Genomic DNA, 17,720 nt, shown 5'->3' on the forward strand with positions numbered 1-17,720 from the left:
TTTTTACGAACAGAGGGGAAGAGTTATGAAAAAGTTTTTCAGCGCACTTTTGGCAATAACCATGCTGGCCGGCGCATTAGCCGGATGCGGCAGCCCGGAAAGTGCATCATCCCAGGGTAAAACAGATGCCAGTCAGGCGTCGGAACAGCAGGCGTCAAATTCCAAACATGTTACGGTATATTCTCCGCATCCGGCTGACCCGCTGAATGCAGGAATCAAGGAATTCCAGGAAAAGACCGGCATTACAGTCGACTTGGTTGCCGCCGGTACCGGTGAACTGCTCAAACGTGTGGAGGCGGAAAGCGACAGCCCGCAATGCGATGTGTTTTGGGGCGGCGGAGCGGACTCCCTTGCGGCATACAGCAAATATTTCGATAAGTTTACCCCTGCCGAGATGGACAGCATTGACAAACAGTACGTCAGCAAAGACGGTCTCTGGACCGGTGAGTCCCCGCTGCCGATGGTCATTATGTATAATAAAAAGCTGGTCGGGGCAAACGATGTTCCGAAGGGCTGGGGCGATTTGATCGACGGCAAATTCAAGGGAAAGATCGCTTATGCGGATCCTGCAAAATCCGGTTCTTCCTACACCATCCTTTGCACCATGCTGACCGCGTTCGGCAAAGATGACGGCAAGGGCTGGGACTTCATTAAGAAGTTTGTTTCCAATCTGGACGGAAAAATCCTCGGTTCCTCCGGCGACGTTTACAAAAAAGTATCCGACGGCGAGTACAGCGTTGGCTTAACGCTGGAAAAGGAAGCCATTAAATATGTGCAGGCCGGAGCGGATGTTGGCATCATTTATCCGTCGGAAGGCACCTCGGCTGTTCCGGACGGTATTGCGCTGGTTAAGGGCTGCAAAAACAAAGAAAACGCCGAAACTTTCATGAACTTTGTTCTCAGCAAGGAATGCCAGACCATGATGGCGACCGACTTTGCCAGAAGAGGCGTTCGTCTGGACACCCAGGTTCCGAAGGATCTTCCGGAAATGAAGGACGTTAAACTGTTAAATTACGATTTTGACTGGGCTTCTTCTCAGAAAACACAGATTATGGAACAGTGGAAAGAGGTAGTTGTCGGTTAACTGCGGAAATGCGGTTTTGACAAATTCCACGCAAGTCAGGAGTCTTTGCGTGCAGGCGTTAAAAGCAGATGAGCGCCTGCACGCTTTCTATCATACGCCGGAACCGTCCGGCGCGGATGCTTTGGGAAAGCGTGTGTAACAGTGTTAGTTTAAAGGGGTTGAACAAATTGAGCCATGGTGTAAAAATTTGTAATGTAATAAAGAGATATGATGATTTTATTGCAGTAAATGATATTTCATGTGAGATCAAACAAGGTGAGTTTTTTACGCTGCTGGGACCTTCCGGCTGTGGCAAAACCACACTGCTTCGAATGATAGCGGGGTTTAACACAATTGACGGTGGAAAAATTTATTTTGATAACAAAGTAATTAACGATATAGAAGCCTATAAGCGCGATATTGGCATGGTGTTCCAGAATTACGCTATTTTTCCGCACATGACGGTCTTTGACAATGTTGCGTACGGACTGAAAGCGCGCAAGCTGCCGAAAAGCGAGATTGAACCCAAGGTAATGGAGGCTCTGGAGCTGGTGCAGATTAAGAATCTGAAGGACAGAAAGCCGTCCGAGCTGTCCGGCGGCCAGCAGCAGCGCGTTGCCCTTGCCAGAGCGATTGTCATTAAGCCGGGCGTTCTTCTGATGGATGAACCGCTTTCCAATCTGGACGCAAAGCTGAGGGTGCAGATGCGCACGATTATCCGCAAGCTGCAGAAAGACCTGAATATCACCACCATCTATGTCACGCACGATCAGGAAGAGGCGCTGGCGATTTCGGACCGGATTGCCATTATCAATGCGGGCCGCATCATGCAGATTGACACGCCCGCGACCATCTACAAAAAGCCACAGAATTCTTTTGTTGCCGGATTTATCGGTACCTCCAACTTTATGGAAGGGAATGTTGTACGGCTGGACGGCGATAGCACCGCTCACATAAAGCTGGACGCCGGATATGACTTTTCGCTGAAACTGAAGAAAGATCTTCAGGGGAAAATTAAGATTTCGGTTCGTCCGGAACAGTTTATTGTCGATGACGAAAACGGATCAGGCATCCCCGGTGAAATTCAGATGTACACCTTCCTCGGAGATTTCGCCAACTATGAGATCAAACTCGAAAACGGGCAGGTCGTACAGGCGAACGAATACACGAAGGATATTGATTTTGTCCGTGATATCGGCCATAAGGTGCGCCTGAGCTTTCATCCGGAAAAAATCAGCGTGTTTAACGAAGAAGGAACCGAGGTGTTTTCATGAGCACCGAAAATACTTCTCATAGAAACTTTGCAAAGTACTTTAATTTCTGGAATCTTGTAAAGTACGGTTCCATGCTTTTGCTGCTGGTGTTTCTGGTCTATCCGTTCTTTTCCGTTATTTTTCACAGCTTTCTCGGCAGTGACGGAAAATTCACCCTGAAATTTTATCAAGTTTTCTTTACCAAGCAGTATTATTACCGTACCCTGTGGAACAGCCTTGCGACTTCCGGGGTATCTACGATTCTGGCCATCATCATCGGTGTTCCGCTTGCGTACATAACCAGCCGGTTTAACGTGTACTGGAAAAAATGCATCAATATGCTGATTATCATGTCCCTGATGTCCCCTCCGTTTATCGGCGCCTACTCCTGGATTATGCTGCTCGGCAGAAACGGGCTCTTTACGAACGCGTTTGCGAAAATCGGTATCATCACACCGCCAATTTACGGATTCGGCGGAATTGTACTGGTGTTTACCCTCAAATTCTTTCCCTATGTTTATTTATATGTTTCCGGAGCCATGTCGAGCATTGACCGTTCTCTGGAGGAAGCAGCCGAAAACCTCGGCTCCAGCAAACTGAGAAGAACACTGACCATCACCATGCCGGTCATTATGCCCACACTCGCAGCAGGCGCCATTATGGCTTTTATGTCGTCACTGGCGGACTTCGGTACCCCAATGCTGATCGGGGAAGGCTATAAGGTTCTGCCCGTTCTGGTGTACGAGGAGTACATGAGCGAAATGGGCGGCAACGCCAATATGGCGGGAGCGCTCAGCGTCATTATTATCTGCTGCTCCACCGCGGTTCTGCTGATTCAGAAATATGTGGTGGCACGCAAAAATTATGTGATGACCGCGCTTCGCCCCCCAATTGTGGAAGAGCTTTCCAAGGGCAAGCGGATTCTGCTGACCGCACTGTGCATGCTCGTTGCCGGTGTTGCGTTTTTACCGCAGATCGTCGTAATTGTTACGTCCTTTATCAAGACGAACGGGCCGATTTTTGTGCAGGGCTTCGGTCTGGACAGCTATGAAAAAATCTTCTACAAGCTGTCCAAAAACATTACCAATACGTTTACGTTCTCCATCATAGCAATCATCATTATTATCATTTTCGGAATGCTCCTCTCCTATCTGGTCGTCAAAAAGAAGAGTAAAATCAGCAGTACGCTGGATTTGCTTCTGATGTTCCCCTATGTCATTCCCGGCGCGGTACTCGGTATCAGCATGCTCGTCGCGTTCAACAAACCTCCGCTCATGCTCTCCGGCACCGCAGTCATTATGATTATTGCGTATGTCATCCGAAAAATGCCTTATACCATCCGTTCCAGCAGTGCGCTGCTGTACCAGATTGATCCCAGTATTGAGGAAGCGTCTATTAACCTTGGCGTATCCCCCATGCGCACTTTCTTTAAAATAACGGCGAGGATGATGGCGCCCGGCGTACTGTCCGGCGCGATCCTGAGCTGGATTACCACGATCAATGAGCTGAGTTCCAGCATTATGCTCTACAGCGGAAAAACGGCGACGATTTCGGTCGCAATTTATACCGAAGTTGTCCGCTCCAGTTTCGGCACGGCCGCAGCGCTGGCGTCGATTCTGACGGTGGCCACCATTCTGTCGCTGCTGCTGTTCAACTGGGTCAGCAAGGGCAGGGTTTCCGTGGTCTGATACAAAGGAAAAAAGGGAGCAGGCAGAAAATGTCAGCTCCCCTGTTTTTGTAACAGGCTTTCCGAATGCCGGAAACCATTGTATAATGTTCTTAATAGATTGTGGATGGTGAGGATATGCGTTCTGAGAAGAAGTTAAAAATAAGCTTTTTTGCGCGGCTTTTTATTTGCTTTGCCGTAATCAGTATTGTACCGGTTGCGGTCTTGGGAACGCTTACCTACATCATTTCCTCCAATGTTTCTTTGCGGAACGTGGAAAACCAGTCCTCGAAAACCGTGAATAACGCCGCGATGAGCCTGCAGCAGACGATCGGCGAGTACCGGTCCGCGCTGTCGTATTTTTGTACAGACAGTGATACCGTACAGAAAATCAGCAATTCTGACGTTACCCCGGAGCAGAGCACCAGCATTTATCAGAAAATGTATATCCTGCTGGCGGGCAAGTCGTCCAATGTAACGATGCACTTGATTAAGGCGGACGGAACCTTTCAGATTTCCACCTCTGTGATACCGGAAGCCTACAACATCCGAAACCACCGGGAGTGGGGAATCTTCCGCGAACTGAACGAATCCTACGGGACCGTCATGTATTCCAACCATTATGTTTCGCCAAGCGGAAAGAACTACTGTATGTCGGTGGCCAACACCATCCGGAAAAATGGGAAAATCATTGCCTACGCGATTCTCGACATTCCGTCGGATGTGTTTCAGACCGCGCTTGACACGGTCAACGTATCGCTTCCCATCCGGTATGCCGTTGTGGATCAAAACAACTATTTCCTTTATGACGAGATCTTCAGCGGGCAGAACCAGATTTTTATGGATATGAACTTCCGCAATCAAATGCTGCAGGCACAGGACAGCAAAAAACTCTATCTGGAAAAGCCGAAGCGCATCATCACATGGGATGTCACCCCCGGGGACTACCCCCTGCGCGTCATGTCCTCGGTCCCGATTGAGCTGGTCGTCATCAACAGCAATTACATTATGGACACCGCCATTGCGGTTGCGCTGGGCGCCATTTTCCTGTGCGTGCTTATTTCGCCCATGCTGGTGCGCAGCCTGACCAAGCCCCTGAACGCCATTATGAGGACCATGGACAAGGTTCAGAACGGCGATACAAACGCACGCGTCGTCGTACACAATGATGACGAATTCGGCTATATCGGGCGCAATCTGAACTCAATGCTTGACCGATTGAATGAGCTGTTTGCCACCAATCTGGAAAAACAGAACCGGCTGCGCCTGGCGGAGCTGAAATCCCTGTACTCCCAGATCAATCCCCACTTTCTTTACAACACGCTGGATTCCATCAAATGGCTCGCCAAGCTGAACGGCGTGGACGATATTGTGCTGATCGTTTCCCAGCTGGGAAAGCTTCTGAAAAACAGTATCCGCAACCAGAAAGAGTCCGTGCAGATTTCGGAGGAAATCGGGCTGGTCGGCAGTTATCTTTCCATTCAGAAAATACGGTATGACGACAAATTTGATGTTTCCATACAGGTGAATGAAGAGATTATGGACTGTTATGTTCCGAAATTTATTATTCAACCGATTGTTGAGAACGCGATTATTCATGGCATTGAAGATAAAATCGGAAAAGCGCACTTAATCATCCGCGGCTGGCGGCAGGACGACAAAATTATCTTTCAGGTGGAAGATGACGGTGTGGGGATCAGCGAAGAAAAGCTGAACAGCATTAAAAAATCCGCCCACGCGAAAGCGCTTGACAGCGACAGCATCGGCATTGCAAACGTAGACAAAAGAGTCAAGCTGTATTACGGTCAGGATTACGGGCTAAAAATACAAAGCAAAGAAAATGTCGGCACAATCACACGGATCACAATGCCTTTTTCAACGATACCGCTTGGAAATGAAAATATGGGAGGTTCCGATCATGATTAGAGTCGTCGTCGTTGAGGATGAAGTTCTGGTGAAGAAGGGTCTGATTTTGACCACGGACTGGCAGAAATACGGATGTGAAGTAGTGGGGGAAGCCTCCAACGGGATAGAAGGTGTCCGGGAAATCGAGCGCATCAGGCCCGACATCGTGATTACGGATGTCCGTATGCCCGGACTTGACGGGATCGGCATGATCGAGCAGGTCAAGGCTGCAGGGCTGAAGCCGGAGTTTGTAATCATCTCGGGATACAGTGAGTTTGATTACGCCCGAAAGGCGGTAAAGCTGGGCGTGCGCGATTTTTTAGTGAAACCGATTGATGACGAAGATCTTGACGCCGCACTGAAAAGCACCTGTGAGGCCGTCCATGACAAGCAGCGGATCAACAAAATTCAGGATAAAATGAATGATGTTTCAGACAGCCGGGTCATGCTGTTCAAGGAGTACCTGCTGGATGAAAAAAAGGATAATGACTATGTTGCCCTTGCGGTAAAGCATATCAACTCAAATTATCAGAAGGACATCAGTGTGAAAAGCGTAGCCGACAGCCTGTTTATCAGTGAGAGCTATTTGAGCCGTCTTTTCAAAAATCAGGTAGGCCAGACCTTTGGGGATTATCTGGCTTATTACCGCATTAAAAAAGCATGTGAACTGTTAAAAAAACCGAACGGAAAAATATATGAAGTTGCTAATCTGATCGGCTACAAAGACCAGCGTTATTTCAGTATGATTTTCAAGAAACTGGTGGGGGTCACTCCGAAAGAGTTCCGCGAAGGTCTGGATTAAGTATGAGAAAGGCATGATAACCGATGATAAAAAATATGGTGTTCGATATGGGGAACGTACTGCTCGCCTATACCCCAGACGATTATATGAAAACAATTACGCAGGATGAAGAAGCCGCGGCCGCAGTGCTCAAAGAGCTGTTTCGGTCCGCGGAGTGGGAGCAACTGGACGCGGGCAGTATTACGGAGGAGGACGCCGTCGCTCAGGTCTGCGCCAGAATCCCGCAGTATTCCGATGTGGTGCAAAGGGCAATGGACAACTGGCACTCCGATTTGACGCCGATGACAGGGATGCCTGAAATTGTGGCACGGCTAAAGGAAAAAGGCTATCGGATTTATCTGCTTTCCAATACCAGTCTCCGCTTTTATCAATATCAGGATAAGGTGGATATGTTCCGCAGCTTTGACGGATTTATTGTTTCCGCAAAAGAAAAGCTGGTCAAACCGGATGTTGCCATCTTTGATTGCCTTTGTGAGCGGTACGGCCTTCAAAGCGGCGAATGCCTTTTTGTCGACGACCTGCAGCAGAACATTGACGGAGCCCAGAAAGCGGGGTTCCACGCACATCTTTTCCGAGGGGCGAAAGAGCTTTCCCGATATCTTGAAGAAAATCACGTCCTTTAAAAATATCCCTTCAGAAAAAATCATTTTTCTGTATGTGACCGCTTTAGTTCAATATGTGATTAAAAGCCGTTCTTTTCCTCTTAGGAGGAAGGGAACGGCTTCTTTACTTTTTGAAGGTTTCTCCTTGCTGTTTTACAAAAACCGTCTGTGAAAGATCAGCCTAAATTTTTAGATATTATTGAAATAAATTTCAATATTTTCTTATGATTTTTAGGTAGTTATAATAATGCCATAGGAAATACATAGCCGTAGAAAACAAAGAAGGAGTGAACAATTATGTATATTGATCCTATTATTATTCAATACCCGGAAGCACTGGAAAAGGACCGTTTTGTCATCGCAACCTATTATTGCGCAACAAAACGGAACACCAATATGATGAAGTTTGCTGCCGCTTTGGCATGTGAGCAAACCTGCGGAACCTGGATTCAGGTACCACAGGAAACCGCCGAGGTGCGTGAGAAATGCATAGGTAGGGTAGTTGGTGTATATGAGACGCCCGCTTACCAGATTGAAATTCCGAATGATGTCGAAGAAAGACATTTTATTATCCGTATCGCCTATCCGACAGGCAATTTCGGCAATGCACAGTTTGCCATGCTGTTGAGTGCCGTCATCGGCAACATTTCAAGCTCAGGGAAAGTAAAGCTGTTAGACCTTGAGTTCCCGGATTCTTTCCTGAATGAGTTCCAGGGCCCGAAATTCGGCGTACCGGGCATCAGGAAACTTCTCGGTGTTTATGATCGTCCGCTGCTGAACAACATGATTAAACCCTGCACGGGTCTTTCACCGGAAGCAACGGCGGCGCTGGCGTTTGAATCTGCCGTAGGCGGCGTGGATGTAATCAAGGATGACGAGCTGATCTCCAATCCTGTTCACTGCCCGTTGGTAGAAAGAGTAAAAGCGGTCATGGCCGCTCTGAAACGCGCGGACGAGGAGAAGGGCGAAAAGACGCTCTATGCCTTTAACATTACGGACAAAACAGAGAATCTGAGAGACAATGCATACAGAGCCATTGAAGCCGGAGCAAACGCACTGCTGCTTAACTATAACTCGGTCGGACTGGATGCAAGCAGAATGATCGCCGAGGACAAGAATATTAATGTTCCGATTTTGGGACATTCCGATTATACAGGTGCGGTTTACGAGTCACCGTGGTCCGGTATGAGCGCGACACTGATTGGCGCGACACTGCCAAGAATGGCCGGTATGGATATGATTATCGCGTTGACACCATACGGCAAATTCCCAATGATGATGGACACGTTTGTGGACAGCGGATACAAGATGCTGTCACCTCTGGGCAACCTCAAGGCGGTATTCCCAATGCCGGGCGGCGGCACGACACAGGGTCATGTGGAAGACGTTGTCAAGAAGTTCGGCAACGATGTTATGATCGCGAGCGGCGCCGGCATCCACGGCCATCCGATGGGGCCGAGGGCCGGAGCAAAAGCATTCCGTCAGGCAATCGACGCCGCTGTGTCCGGGCAGAACATGCTGGAAGCGGCAAAGCAGCACAAGGAGCTGCAGGCGGCGTTTGACGCTTGGGGCTACTATCAGGAAAGCAAAACAGGAATCTTTGATCTCAAGGGCTGATTTGTTTTCACCGATACCTTAGAATAGTGATATTACAAGACAGTTGAATGTGCCGGTGTGCGCATTCAGCTGTCAGATTTAAAAATAATATTTCGAAATTGAACAATAGAGTTCATAATTTTGGATAAACAACAATGGGTCACTTTCCGTATTGCGCTTATTTAGTTAGTACCAATATGGAAGGTGCCTTTTCCTTATATTTGTTTACAACTACCCAGTTAGAAAAGGGTGCTGCTTCATGGCTCCGTTTATGGGGATGAATCGGAACAGATTGGCAACTTTTCTGTGACAATAGCTTAGTCCCGAAACCATCTGAAACCATTCAGAGTTAAAGATGGATGTAATAGATTGGGAGAAAAGTTTTTTAAAAGGGTTGGAGTTGGTTACAGCAGGGCTTCTTAGTTGGGTCAGAACTGAAGAAGTGCAGTAAAAAAACAAATTACGGGGGGAATTGTATTGAAACAGAAAAAATACGTAGTTGGCGTAGACTGTGGAACAACAAGCAGCAAATCTTTTGTTTTTGATCTGGAGGGCAACTGCCTGGGCTCGGGACAGATCATGAATCCTCTCATTTATCCGGCGGTTGGACGGGTAGAGTGTGACGGACCGGAACTTATTAAGGTATTGCATGAGACAACCAGGCTTGCCATTAAGAACAGTGGTGTTGATCCGGAAGAAATTGCCGGGGTAAGCTTCGACATGTTCCGCTGTACCATGGTGACGCGCGATCGGAACGGTGGATTTACCACGCCGATCATTATCTGGCAGGATCTGCGCAGCGCCGAAATGCTCCCCAAAATGAGGGAGCAGCTTGCGGCTGCGGGAATGACGCCGGACGACTTGTACGATATGTGCGGGATGCCGCTGGGCGGTGTTAATCCGTCCGGAAAATTGCAGTGGGTAAAGGAAAAGAAACCGGAGTCGTATGAGAATGCTGTCAGAATCCACACTATGATGGGACTTATGACAAAAGCTTATGGTGCCGACGATTATTATGATGACATCAATGACACTCCGTGGCTTCAATTGAACGGACCGGATTTTCAGTACAGTGAAAATCTGTGTAAGGTATTTGGGGTGGACATTGGCAAACTTGCTCCTCTGAAAACGACGGGAACGATCATCGGAAAGGTATCTCCCGAAATCTCGGAAAAGACCGGACTTGCGGTTGGGACTCCATTGGTCATGGGTACAGGCGACCAGCAGGCGGGATGCCTCGGCTGCGGCTGCGTCAAGGAAGGCACAGGCTATGCCTGCGGCGGTACGGCGGGTATTACGGCTGGAAAATCCACCAGGTTGCTGAGGGATCCGGCAAAGAAATGCTACATACTGGGAACACCTGATGGAGCATGGGTCATGGAGGGGCAGGCGAATGCCGCGGGCAGCGCTTTCAAGTGGTTTAAGGGCGAATTCTGTGATGTGGAAAGTATGACCGCGAAGTACCTGGGGCTGGAGGCATATGACTTTCTGACGAAAGCGGCCCAGAAGTCCGGCCCGGGTGCGAACGGATGCTTCTTCCTTCCCTACCTGCAGGGGGCGAACACGCCCAATTACAACGCGGATGCGCGCGGCACTTACATAGGGATGACCTTTGCCCATACGAGGAACGATCTTGTCCGAGCGACGATGGAGGGGATCTGCTTCGATATCCGCGATATGCTGGAAGCCATGGTCAAAGGAAATGTTCCCAATTTTGATGTTGTCCGGCTGACCGGGGGAGTCGCCCGGTCCGGTTTCTGGTGCCAGATGCAGGCCGATATTTACAACAGACCCTGTGAGACCGTGGCGGTGGAAGAGGCTACGGGACTTGGGTGCGCCATGGTCGCGGCTGTCGGTGTCGGAATTTATCAGGATTTTGAGGAAGCCGCCGAACACATGGTCAAGGTTACAAAACGCTACGAACCGAATCCAAAAAATGTTCCAATTTATGAAGATGCTTACCAGACCTGGAAAAAAGTGTATCAGGCGCTCAACGGAGAAGCCTATTCCGCCGTTACGGCGTTTCAAGAAAAATACCGCTGAGCGATCCGTAAGAACCGACGGAAGTTTCCCGCAGTTTGTAAGGATCGGGCGGAAGCTTCCTTATACGGATTTTATCAATCTATATTACAGGAGGAATGAAAATGGTAAACGCTGTTAGTGTGATAGGAGCATTTGCAGGAGGATGTATTGGAGCGCTGGTCGGAGGAAACCCGGCTTTTGTCATCGCGGGTATTGTCGGTGTCACTTTTCTTTCTATGGGAAACGTGCCGGCGGCAGCGGTTCTGCAGCAGACTGTGGAATACACGCTGTTCACCCCATGTATCTGTTTTGCGGGCGGCGTGGCGGCGCTGGCCTTTGCCGCCAATAAAAGGAAATACGATATTAATGGCTTGAACCTCAATAAAGCGCTGGGTTTTACAAAGGACCCGATGACGGTTTTGGTTGGGGGAATTTTCGGCCTGTTCGGTTTTCTGTGCCTGAACCTGGCCGTCTATTTCAAGCTGCCGCTGGACGCGGGCGCTTTGACGGTGATGCTTTCCGGATTTATCGTCAGGCTGCTGTTCGGCAACCGTACGATTGTAAATCCCAAATTAAATGAAAACCTTCTTTTTCATAAGGAAGGCATCTCTCACTGGGTCTTTAAATTACTGGTCGGTCTGGTGGTTGCGGCCGTGGCTGCCTATGCCGTCCATCTGACAGGCATTGCGACGACCGGATTTTACATCAGTGCCCTTTCTCTTATCTTTTTCCTCAGGGACGGCGATTTTCCCGTTACCCACCATGTTACCCTGATCGCGGGCTACGCGACCCTTCGCTCCGGCAGCGTGCTGACAGGAGTCCTGTTTGGGGTGCTTGCCTGCATTGTGTTTGAACTGTATCAGAATATCATCAACTCCAATGTGGACTCCCATATTGACGCTCCCGCGTCCACGATCGCTACTTTAAGCCTCGTTATATTCACTGTCTTCCCTGCCTGAGCGAAAACGCCGGGCATTCAGCTCCTATATGCCGCCTCATCGGTCATTGGCCGTGGGGCGGCAGGAGCGTAATTTGTAAAATAAGATTTTTCCCAAAATTCAGACATGATTGTCATTATACAATAATTGATAGATATAATCAAAGTAGACGCTGTTCAATACCTAATGGTGGATTTTTATGTGCCGGATATCACTATGGGAGGAAAGAGTAATGAAAAGCGAAGTGTACAATCAGTCTGTTTGCATTATGGATTCCGTTGCGTATCTGTACTACATTGAAAAAAGGACTCTTGCAGAAATTTCGCAGGATTTGGGCATTTCCAAGCCTACCGTCTCGCGCCTTCTGAAGAGAGCGGTAGACGAGGGCGTCATTGAATTCAAAATTTCCAAGCCGTTTGCGGACTGCATTGATCTGGAGAAAAAAATCATGAGCCGCTACGGTCTGAAATCGGTGATCGTCGTCCCGGTATTGGAACCGGAAAAGCTTCTGAATCCAGAGGAGACCAAGAAAAGGGTCGCTCTGGAAGGGGCCCGCTATGTACAGCGGATCGTTACGGACGACGATATTCTCGGCATGAGCTGGGGCGGTACGATGTATCATCTGATCCAGTATCTGAACCCCTGTCGCAAGGTGAACGCCAAAGTCATCACAATGCACGGCAGCATTGCCGACTGCGACGAAAAGCTGGCGGTCAACAACCTTGTACGGCGTGCCGCCATGGCCTTCGGCGGAAAAAATGTATCGATATGCGCGAACGGCCTTGCCGACAGCAGGGAACATTGCCATCAGATTCAGGATGACGCGAAATTCCAGAAAATATTTTCCTTACTGAAATACATTAATATCTCCGTAAGCGGGGTCGGGGTGTTTTATCCCAGCGTGGATTCCCTGCTGGCTTCCTCCGGATATCTGAAGCCCCATGAAATGAAGGAACTGATTGAGCAGAAGGTTTGCTGCGACTTTGCTCTCCGTTTCATCAACAGGGACGGTCAGGAGTGTGAAAGCAGCCTAAAGGACAGGACCCTTTCCATCTGCCTTGATACATACAGGCAGATTCCCTGTAAAATCGTGGTGGCCTCCGGCAGCAAAAAGGCGTATGCCATCCGTGCCCTGCTGAAGGGAAATCTGGTCGACGTTCTTGTCATTGATTACTATCTTGCAAGCGCCCTGAACGCGCTTTGAAAGAGGTCGGAAACGGGTGCGGGTACCTCCCTTCTCACTTTGTATCCGTGTCTGTTTATATAGATGATGTTTTAAAATATTGGTTTGAAGCACCTTCCCGTGAAAGTAAGACCTCCTTTGAAACATCCTTGCAATATTGCGGGTTTTCTGATTTCGTTTCAGAAAACCCGCAATTTGTTATCGTCTGTTTTCTGGGCTGGCGGGGGTCATTTTGGGAGGCTTATACACCATGTAGCAAAGGTGGCGAACAGGATGGGACAAGCCTAAATTTTAGATAATATTGAAATAAATTTCAATATTTTCTTATGATTTTTAGGCAGTTATAATAATGCCATAGGAAATACATAGCCGTAGAAAACAAAGAAGGAGTGAACAATTATGTATATTGATCCTATTATTATTCAATACCCGGAAGCACTGGAAAAGGACCGTTTTGTCATCGCAACCTATTATTGCGCAACAAAGCGGAACACCAATATGATGAAGTTTGCTGCCGCTTTGGCATGTGAGCAAACCTGCGGAACCTGGATTCAGGTACCACAGGAAACCGCCGAGGTGCGTGAGAAATGCATAGGTAGGGTAGTTGGTGTATATGAGACGCCCGCTTACCAGATTGAAATTCCGAACGATGTCGAAGAAAGACATTTTATTATCCGTATCGCCTATCCGACAGGCAATTTCGGCAATGCACAGTTCGCCATGCTGTTGAGTGCCGTTATCGGCAACATTTCAAGCTCAGGGAAAGTAAAGCTGTTAGACCTTGAGTTCCCGGATTCTTTCCTGAATGAGTTCCAGGGCCCGAAATTCGGCGTACCGGGCATCAGGAAACTTCTCGGTGTTTATGATCGTCCGCTGCTGAACAACATGATTAAACCCTGCACGGGTCTCTCACCGGAAGCAACGGCGGCACTGGCGTTTGAATCTGCCGTAGGCGGCGTGGATGTAATCAAGGATGACGAGCTGATCTCCAATCCTGTTCACTGCCCGTTGGTAGAAAGAGTAAAAGCGGTCATGGCCGCTCTGAAACGCGCGGACGAGGAGAAGGGCGAAAAGACGCTCTATGCCTTTAACATTACGGACAAAACAGAGAATCTGAGAGACAATGCATACAGAGCCATTGAAGCCGGAGCAAACGCACTGCTGCTTAACTATAACTCGGTCGGACTGGATGCAAGCAGAATGATCGCCGAGGACAAGAATATTAATGTTCCGATTTTGGGACATTCCGATTATACAGGTGCGGTTTACGAGTCACCGTGGTCCGGTATGAGCGCGACACTGATTGGCGCGACACTGCCAAGAATGGCCGGTATGGATATGATTATCGCGTTGACACCATACGGCAAATTCCCAATGATGATGGACACGTTTGTGGACAGCGGATACAAGATGCTGTCACCTCTGGGCAACCTCAAGGCGGTATTCCCAATGCCGGGCGGCGGCACAACACAGGGTCATGTGGAAGACGTTGTCAAGAAGTTCGGCAACGATGTTATGATCGCGAGCGGCGCCGGCATCCACGGCCATCCGATGGGGCCGAGGGCCGGAGCAAAAGCATTCCGTCAGGCAATCGACGCCGCTGTGTCCGGGCAGAACATGCTGGAAGCGGCAAAGCAGCACAAGGAGCTGCAGGCGGCGTTTGACGCTTGGGGTTACTATCAGGAAAACAAAACAGGAATCTTTGATCTCAAGGGCTGATTATTTTTCCGCCAGCCTTAAAATAGTGATGTTACAGGACAGTTGAATGTGCCGGTGTGCGCATTCAGCTGTCAGATTTAAGAACATGTTTTCCCAAACGGAGGATATTGCCTTTTATCTTGGGGCAATAGGGGCCCCGTTTACCCAAATTGCGGTGTTGACTTTGATTCATAAGTTTTCTGGCCTGCTTATGAGACGAAAAGGACGGAGGAGTAATCATAATGTATGATGTTGTAATCATCGGCGCCGGGGTCACCGGGTGCTGTATTGCAAGGGAATTATCACGGTATCAGCTCAATGCGTGTGTGGTGGAAAAGGGTGATGATGTTGCGTCCGGCACTTCAAAGGCGAACAGCGGAGTCATCCATTCGGGGTTTGATGCAAAGCCGGGCTCACTGATGGCGAAATTAAATGTGGAAGGCAACGCTCTTCTCTGGAAATTGGCGGAAGAACTGGATTTTCCGGTGAAGAAGAACGGTGCTCTGGTGGTTGCCACCGACGAGGAGGAAATAAAGCATCTGGAGCTTCTGCTCGATCAGGCCCGTCAAAACGGAGTTCCGGGCGTACGGATCCTTACCCGTGAGGAAGTCATGAAAATGGAGCCCAACCTTACGGATAAAACGGTGGCTGCTCTTTACGCGCCTACGGGTGGAGTGATCGACCCGTTCAACCTTGCCATTGCCATGGGGGAAAATGCCAATGTGAACGGGATGGAATTCCGGTTTGAGACGGAGGTTCTGCAGATCCATAAAAAGGGCGAAAAATACGCGCTGGAAACCAATCACGGAACCATTGAGACGAAGTGCGTCGTCAATGCGGCCGGTGTTTATGCGGATAAATTCCACAACATGGTGAGCGAAGAAAAAATACATATTACCGCGCGCAAAGGAGAATATCTGCTGTTTGACAAAACGGTGGGGGACCTTTTCACCGCTTCCGTTTTCCCAGTTCCGGGAAAAATGGGGAAGGGTATCCTGATTGCGCCCACCGTCCATGGGAATTTGTACGTCGGCCCCACCGCCAACGACGTGGAGGATAAGGAATCAATCAATACCACACAGGATATCCTGCAGCTTCTGACAGAAAAGGCAAAGGCCAATCATTTGTCCAAGAAGGTGATTCCCATGAATAAGGTGATTACCTCTTTCGCGGGCCTGCGTGCGCATCAGGACAAACATGATTTCATTGTGCAGGAGGTTCCGGATGCCGAGTGCTTCTTCGACGCCGCGGGAATCGAATCCCCCGGACTGACCAGTTCGCCCGCGATTGGGGCAATGATGGCAAAAATGGTATCCGAAAAGCTTAACTTAAAGAAAAAAGAGAAATTTGTTTCAACCAGAAAAGGCGTCTTAAAGCCGGAAAAGCTTACGGATGAGGAAAGAAATCAACTGATTAAGAAAAATCCGGCATACGGTAATATCATTTGCCGTTGTGAAATGGTTACTGAAGGAGAAATTGTGGACGCAATTCACCGGCCTTTAGGTGCAAAATCCATGGACAGTATCAAAAGAAGAACCCGCGCGGGCATGGGCCGGTGTCAGGCCGGCTTCTGCACACCCAGAACGATGGAGGTTCTTTCGAGGGAACTGGGAATCGGCATGACCGAAATTACCAAAAAGGGCGGCGGCTCCCAGCTTGTTGTCGGTAAAACCAAAGAACTGTAAAAAGGTTCACGGAAGAAAGGCATGATGAATGATGAAGTCATATGAAATTGTTATCATCGGCGGGGGACCCGCCGGGCTTGCGGCAGCTTTGGAGGCAAAGGAGTCGGGCGTCGATAGTATTCTGATTCTGGAAAGGGACAGGGAACTCGGCGGGATTCTGAACCAGTGCATCCACAACGGGTTCGGACTGCATACTTTTAAAGAAGAACTGACCGGACCGGAATACGCTTATCGGTTTATTGAGAAGGTTCTTGAGGAGAAGATAGAGTATAAGCTCAATACCATGGTTATGGATATTACGCAATCTAAAATCGTTACCTATATGAACAAGACGGAAGGTTTGGTACATATTCAGGCAGAGTCGATCATATTGGCGATGGGCTGCCGGGAAAGACCCAGGGGAGCACTGAATATCCCCGGATTCCGGCCGGCCGGCATTTTCTCTGCGGGAACCGCCCAGCGGCTTGTCAATATGGAAGGCTATATGCCCGGCCGGGAGGTTGTCATTCTGGGTTCGGGAGACATCGGACTGATTATGGCGCGGAGATTGACGCTGGAGGGTGCCCATGTCAAGGTGGTTGCTGAGATCATGCCGTATTCGGGCGGATTGAAGCGGAATATTGTACAGTGCCTCGACGATTTCGGCATTCCTCTCCGGTTAAGCCATACCATTGTGGATATCCGGGGGGTTGACCGTGTGGAAGGTGTCACCATCGCACAGGTGGATGAACACATGAAACCTATTCCGGGGACCGAGGAGGACTACGACTGCGATACCATTCTGCTTTCCGTGGGCCTGATTCCGGAAAACGAGCTGTCAAATAAGATAAACGTTCAGATGAACGCTGTTACCAGCGGGCCAGTTGTCAATGAAAGTCTGGAAACCAATATCGAGGGTGTATTTGCCTGCGGAAATGTCCTTCATGTGCATGACCTGGTGGATTATGTTTCTGAAGAAGCCGCTTTGGCGGGAAAGAACGCCGCGAAATATGTACTTGGAAAATTCGACGGTCAGGAAGCTCCCGCGCACACAGTTACGCTGGAGGCGGTGGACGGGGTTCGCTACACCGTGCCGAAAACCGTGAATATCGGTCGCATGGCGGATACGGTCAAGGTGCGTTTCCGTGTAGGAAACGTCTTTAAGGACAGTTATGTCAGCGTTTATTATGATGATGAACGGGTACTGCACCGCAAAAAAATGATTATGGCTCCGGGGGAAATGGAGGATATTACTCTTGACAGGAAAAGACTGCAGGAATATCCCGACTTAAAGAAAATTACCGTTAAGATCGAAAGGGAGTAAGGAG

The 17,720-nt window shown here is 49.0% G+C and carries 13 protein-coding genes; all 13 read left to right on the top strand.

Features of this window, described 5'->3' with window-relative positions; all coding sequences use genetic code 11:
* Positions 1–25 precede the first annotated feature (25 nt).
* The 13 genes from J5W02_RS01295 to J5W02_RS01355 all read left to right on the top strand — a co-directional run bounded on the left by J5W02_RS01295 (position 26) and on the right by J5W02_RS01355 (position 17,716).
* Positions 26–1,084 (top strand): ABC transporter substrate-binding protein, encoded by a 1,059-nt coding sequence (locus tag J5W02_RS01295; protein ID WP_219963847.1) that lies wholly within the window; start codon positions 26–28, stop codon positions 1,082–1,084.
* 167 nt (positions 1,085–1,251) lie between these two features.
* The gene (locus tag J5W02_RS01300) at positions 1,252–2,337 is read left to right on the top strand and encodes an ABC transporter ATP-binding protein (RefSeq protein ID WP_219963848.1); all 1,086 of its coding nucleotides are present in this window, start codon (positions 1,252–1,254) and stop codon (positions 2,335–2,337) included.
* The gene (locus J5W02_RS01305; RefSeq protein ID WP_219963849.1) at positions 2,334–4,004 is read left to right on the top strand and encodes an ABC transporter permease; all 1,671 of its coding nucleotides are present in this window, start codon (positions 2,334–2,336) and stop codon (positions 4,002–4,004) included. Before J5W02_RS01300 ends, J5W02_RS01305 begins: the two co-directional genes overlap by 4 nt.
* Positions 4,005–4,120: 116 nt before the next feature.
* Positions 4,121–5,908: a cache domain-containing sensor histidine kinase gene (locus tag J5W02_RS01310; protein ID WP_219963850.1), complete on the top strand. Its 1,788-nt coding sequence runs from the start codon at positions 4,121–4,123 to the stop codon at positions 5,906–5,908.
* On the top strand, positions 5,901–6,689 hold the full coding sequence (locus J5W02_RS01315) for a response regulator transcription factor (RefSeq protein WP_219963851.1): 789 nt from the start codon (positions 5,901–5,903) through the stop codon (positions 6,687–6,689). Before J5W02_RS01310 ends, J5W02_RS01315 begins: the two co-directional genes overlap by 8 nt.
* 23 nt (positions 6,690–6,712) lie before the next feature.
* Entirely contained in the window at positions 6,713–7,312 is a 600-nt protein-coding gene (locus tag J5W02_RS01320) for an HAD family hydrolase (RefSeq protein WP_219963852.1), read from the top strand.
* Between the two features lie 276 nt (positions 7,313–7,588).
* Positions 7,589–8,908 carry a RuBisCO large subunit C-terminal-like domain-containing protein gene (locus J5W02_RS01325; RefSeq protein WP_219963853.1) on the top strand — a complete coding sequence of 440 codons (1,320 nt, stop codon included), beginning with the start codon at positions 7,589–7,591 and terminating at the stop codon, positions 8,906–8,908.
* A gap of 456 nt (positions 8,909–9,364) precedes the next feature.
* Positions 9,365–10,930, top strand: coding sequence for an FGGY-family carbohydrate kinase (locus tag J5W02_RS01330; protein ID WP_219963854.1), 1,566 nt, complete (start codon positions 9,365–9,367; stop codon positions 10,928–10,930).
* A gap of 101 nt (positions 10,931–11,031) precedes the next feature.
* The gene (locus J5W02_RS01335; protein ID WP_219963855.1) at positions 11,032–11,868 is read left to right on the top strand and encodes a hypothetical protein; all 837 of its coding nucleotides are present in this window, start codon (positions 11,032–11,034) and stop codon (positions 11,866–11,868) included.
* 211 nt (positions 11,869–12,079) lie between these two features.
* Positions 12,080–13,051: a sugar-binding transcriptional regulator gene (locus J5W02_RS01340; RefSeq protein ID WP_219963856.1), complete on the top strand. Its 972-nt coding sequence runs from the start codon at positions 12,080–12,082 to the stop codon at positions 13,049–13,051.
* A gap of 378 nt (positions 13,052–13,429) precedes the next feature.
* Entirely contained in the window at positions 13,430–14,749 is a 1,320-nt protein-coding gene (locus tag J5W02_RS01345) for a RuBisCO large subunit C-terminal-like domain-containing protein (protein ID WP_219963857.1), read from the top strand.
* Positions 14,750–14,970: 221 nt separating this feature from the next.
* A complete protein-coding gene (locus tag J5W02_RS01350) occupies positions 14,971–16,413 on the top strand; it encodes an NAD(P)/FAD-dependent oxidoreductase (RefSeq protein WP_219963858.1) in 1,443 nt (480 codons plus the stop codon).
* Positions 16,414–16,444: 31 nt separating this feature from the next.
* A complete protein-coding gene (locus J5W02_RS01355; RefSeq protein ID WP_219964413.1) occupies positions 16,445–17,716 on the top strand; it encodes an NAD(P)/FAD-dependent oxidoreductase in 1,272 nt (423 codons plus the stop codon).
* Positions 17,717–17,720: the final 4 nt, after the last annotated feature.

The sequence above is a fragment of the Caproiciproducens faecalis genome, from assembly GCF_019448085.1.
GTDB classification, from domain to species: Bacteria; Bacillota; Clostridia; order Oscillospirales; family Acutalibacteraceae; genus Caproiciproducens; species Caproiciproducens faecalis.

Excerpts from the sequence above, each read along its gene's own strand:
- J5W02_RS01295 (WP_219963847.1), top strand. The coding sequence starts at position 26 with ATGAAAAAGTTTTTCAGCGCACTTTTGGCAATAACCATGCTGGCCGGC.
- J5W02_RS01305 (WP_219963849.1), top strand. The coding sequence starts at position 2,334 with ATGAGCACCGAAAATACTTCTCATAGAAACTTTGCAAAGTACTTTAAT.
- J5W02_RS01310 (WP_219963850.1), top strand. The coding sequence starts at position 4,121 with ATGCGTTCTGAGAAGAAGTTAAAAATAAGCTTTTTTGCGCGGCTTTTT.
- J5W02_RS01315 (WP_219963851.1), top strand. The coding sequence starts at position 5,901 with ATGATTAGAGTCGTCGTCGTTGAGGATGAAGTTCTGGTGAAGAAGGGT.
- J5W02_RS01320 (WP_219963852.1), top strand. The coding sequence starts at position 6,713 with ATGATAAAAAATATGGTGTTCGATATGGGGAACGTACTGCTCGCCTAT.
- J5W02_RS01325 (WP_219963853.1), top strand. The coding sequence starts at position 7,589 with ATGTATATTGATCCTATTATTATTCAATACCCGGAAGCACTGGAAAAG.
- J5W02_RS01335 (WP_219963855.1), top strand. The coding sequence starts at position 11,032 with ATGGTAAACGCTGTTAGTGTGATAGGAGCATTTGCAGGAGGATGTATT.
- J5W02_RS01340 (WP_219963856.1), top strand. The coding sequence starts at position 12,080 with ATGAAAAGCGAAGTGTACAATCAGTCTGTTTGCATTATGGATTCCGTT.
- J5W02_RS01345 (WP_219963857.1), top strand. The coding sequence starts at position 13,430 with ATGTATATTGATCCTATTATTATTCAATACCCGGAAGCACTGGAAAAG.
- J5W02_RS01350 (WP_219963858.1), top strand. The coding sequence starts at position 14,971 with ATGTATGATGTTGTAATCATCGGCGCCGGGGTCACCGGGTGCTGTATT.
- J5W02_RS01355 (WP_219964413.1), top strand. The coding sequence starts at position 16,445 with ATGAAGTCATATGAAATTGTTATCATCGGCGGGGGACCCGCCGGGCTT.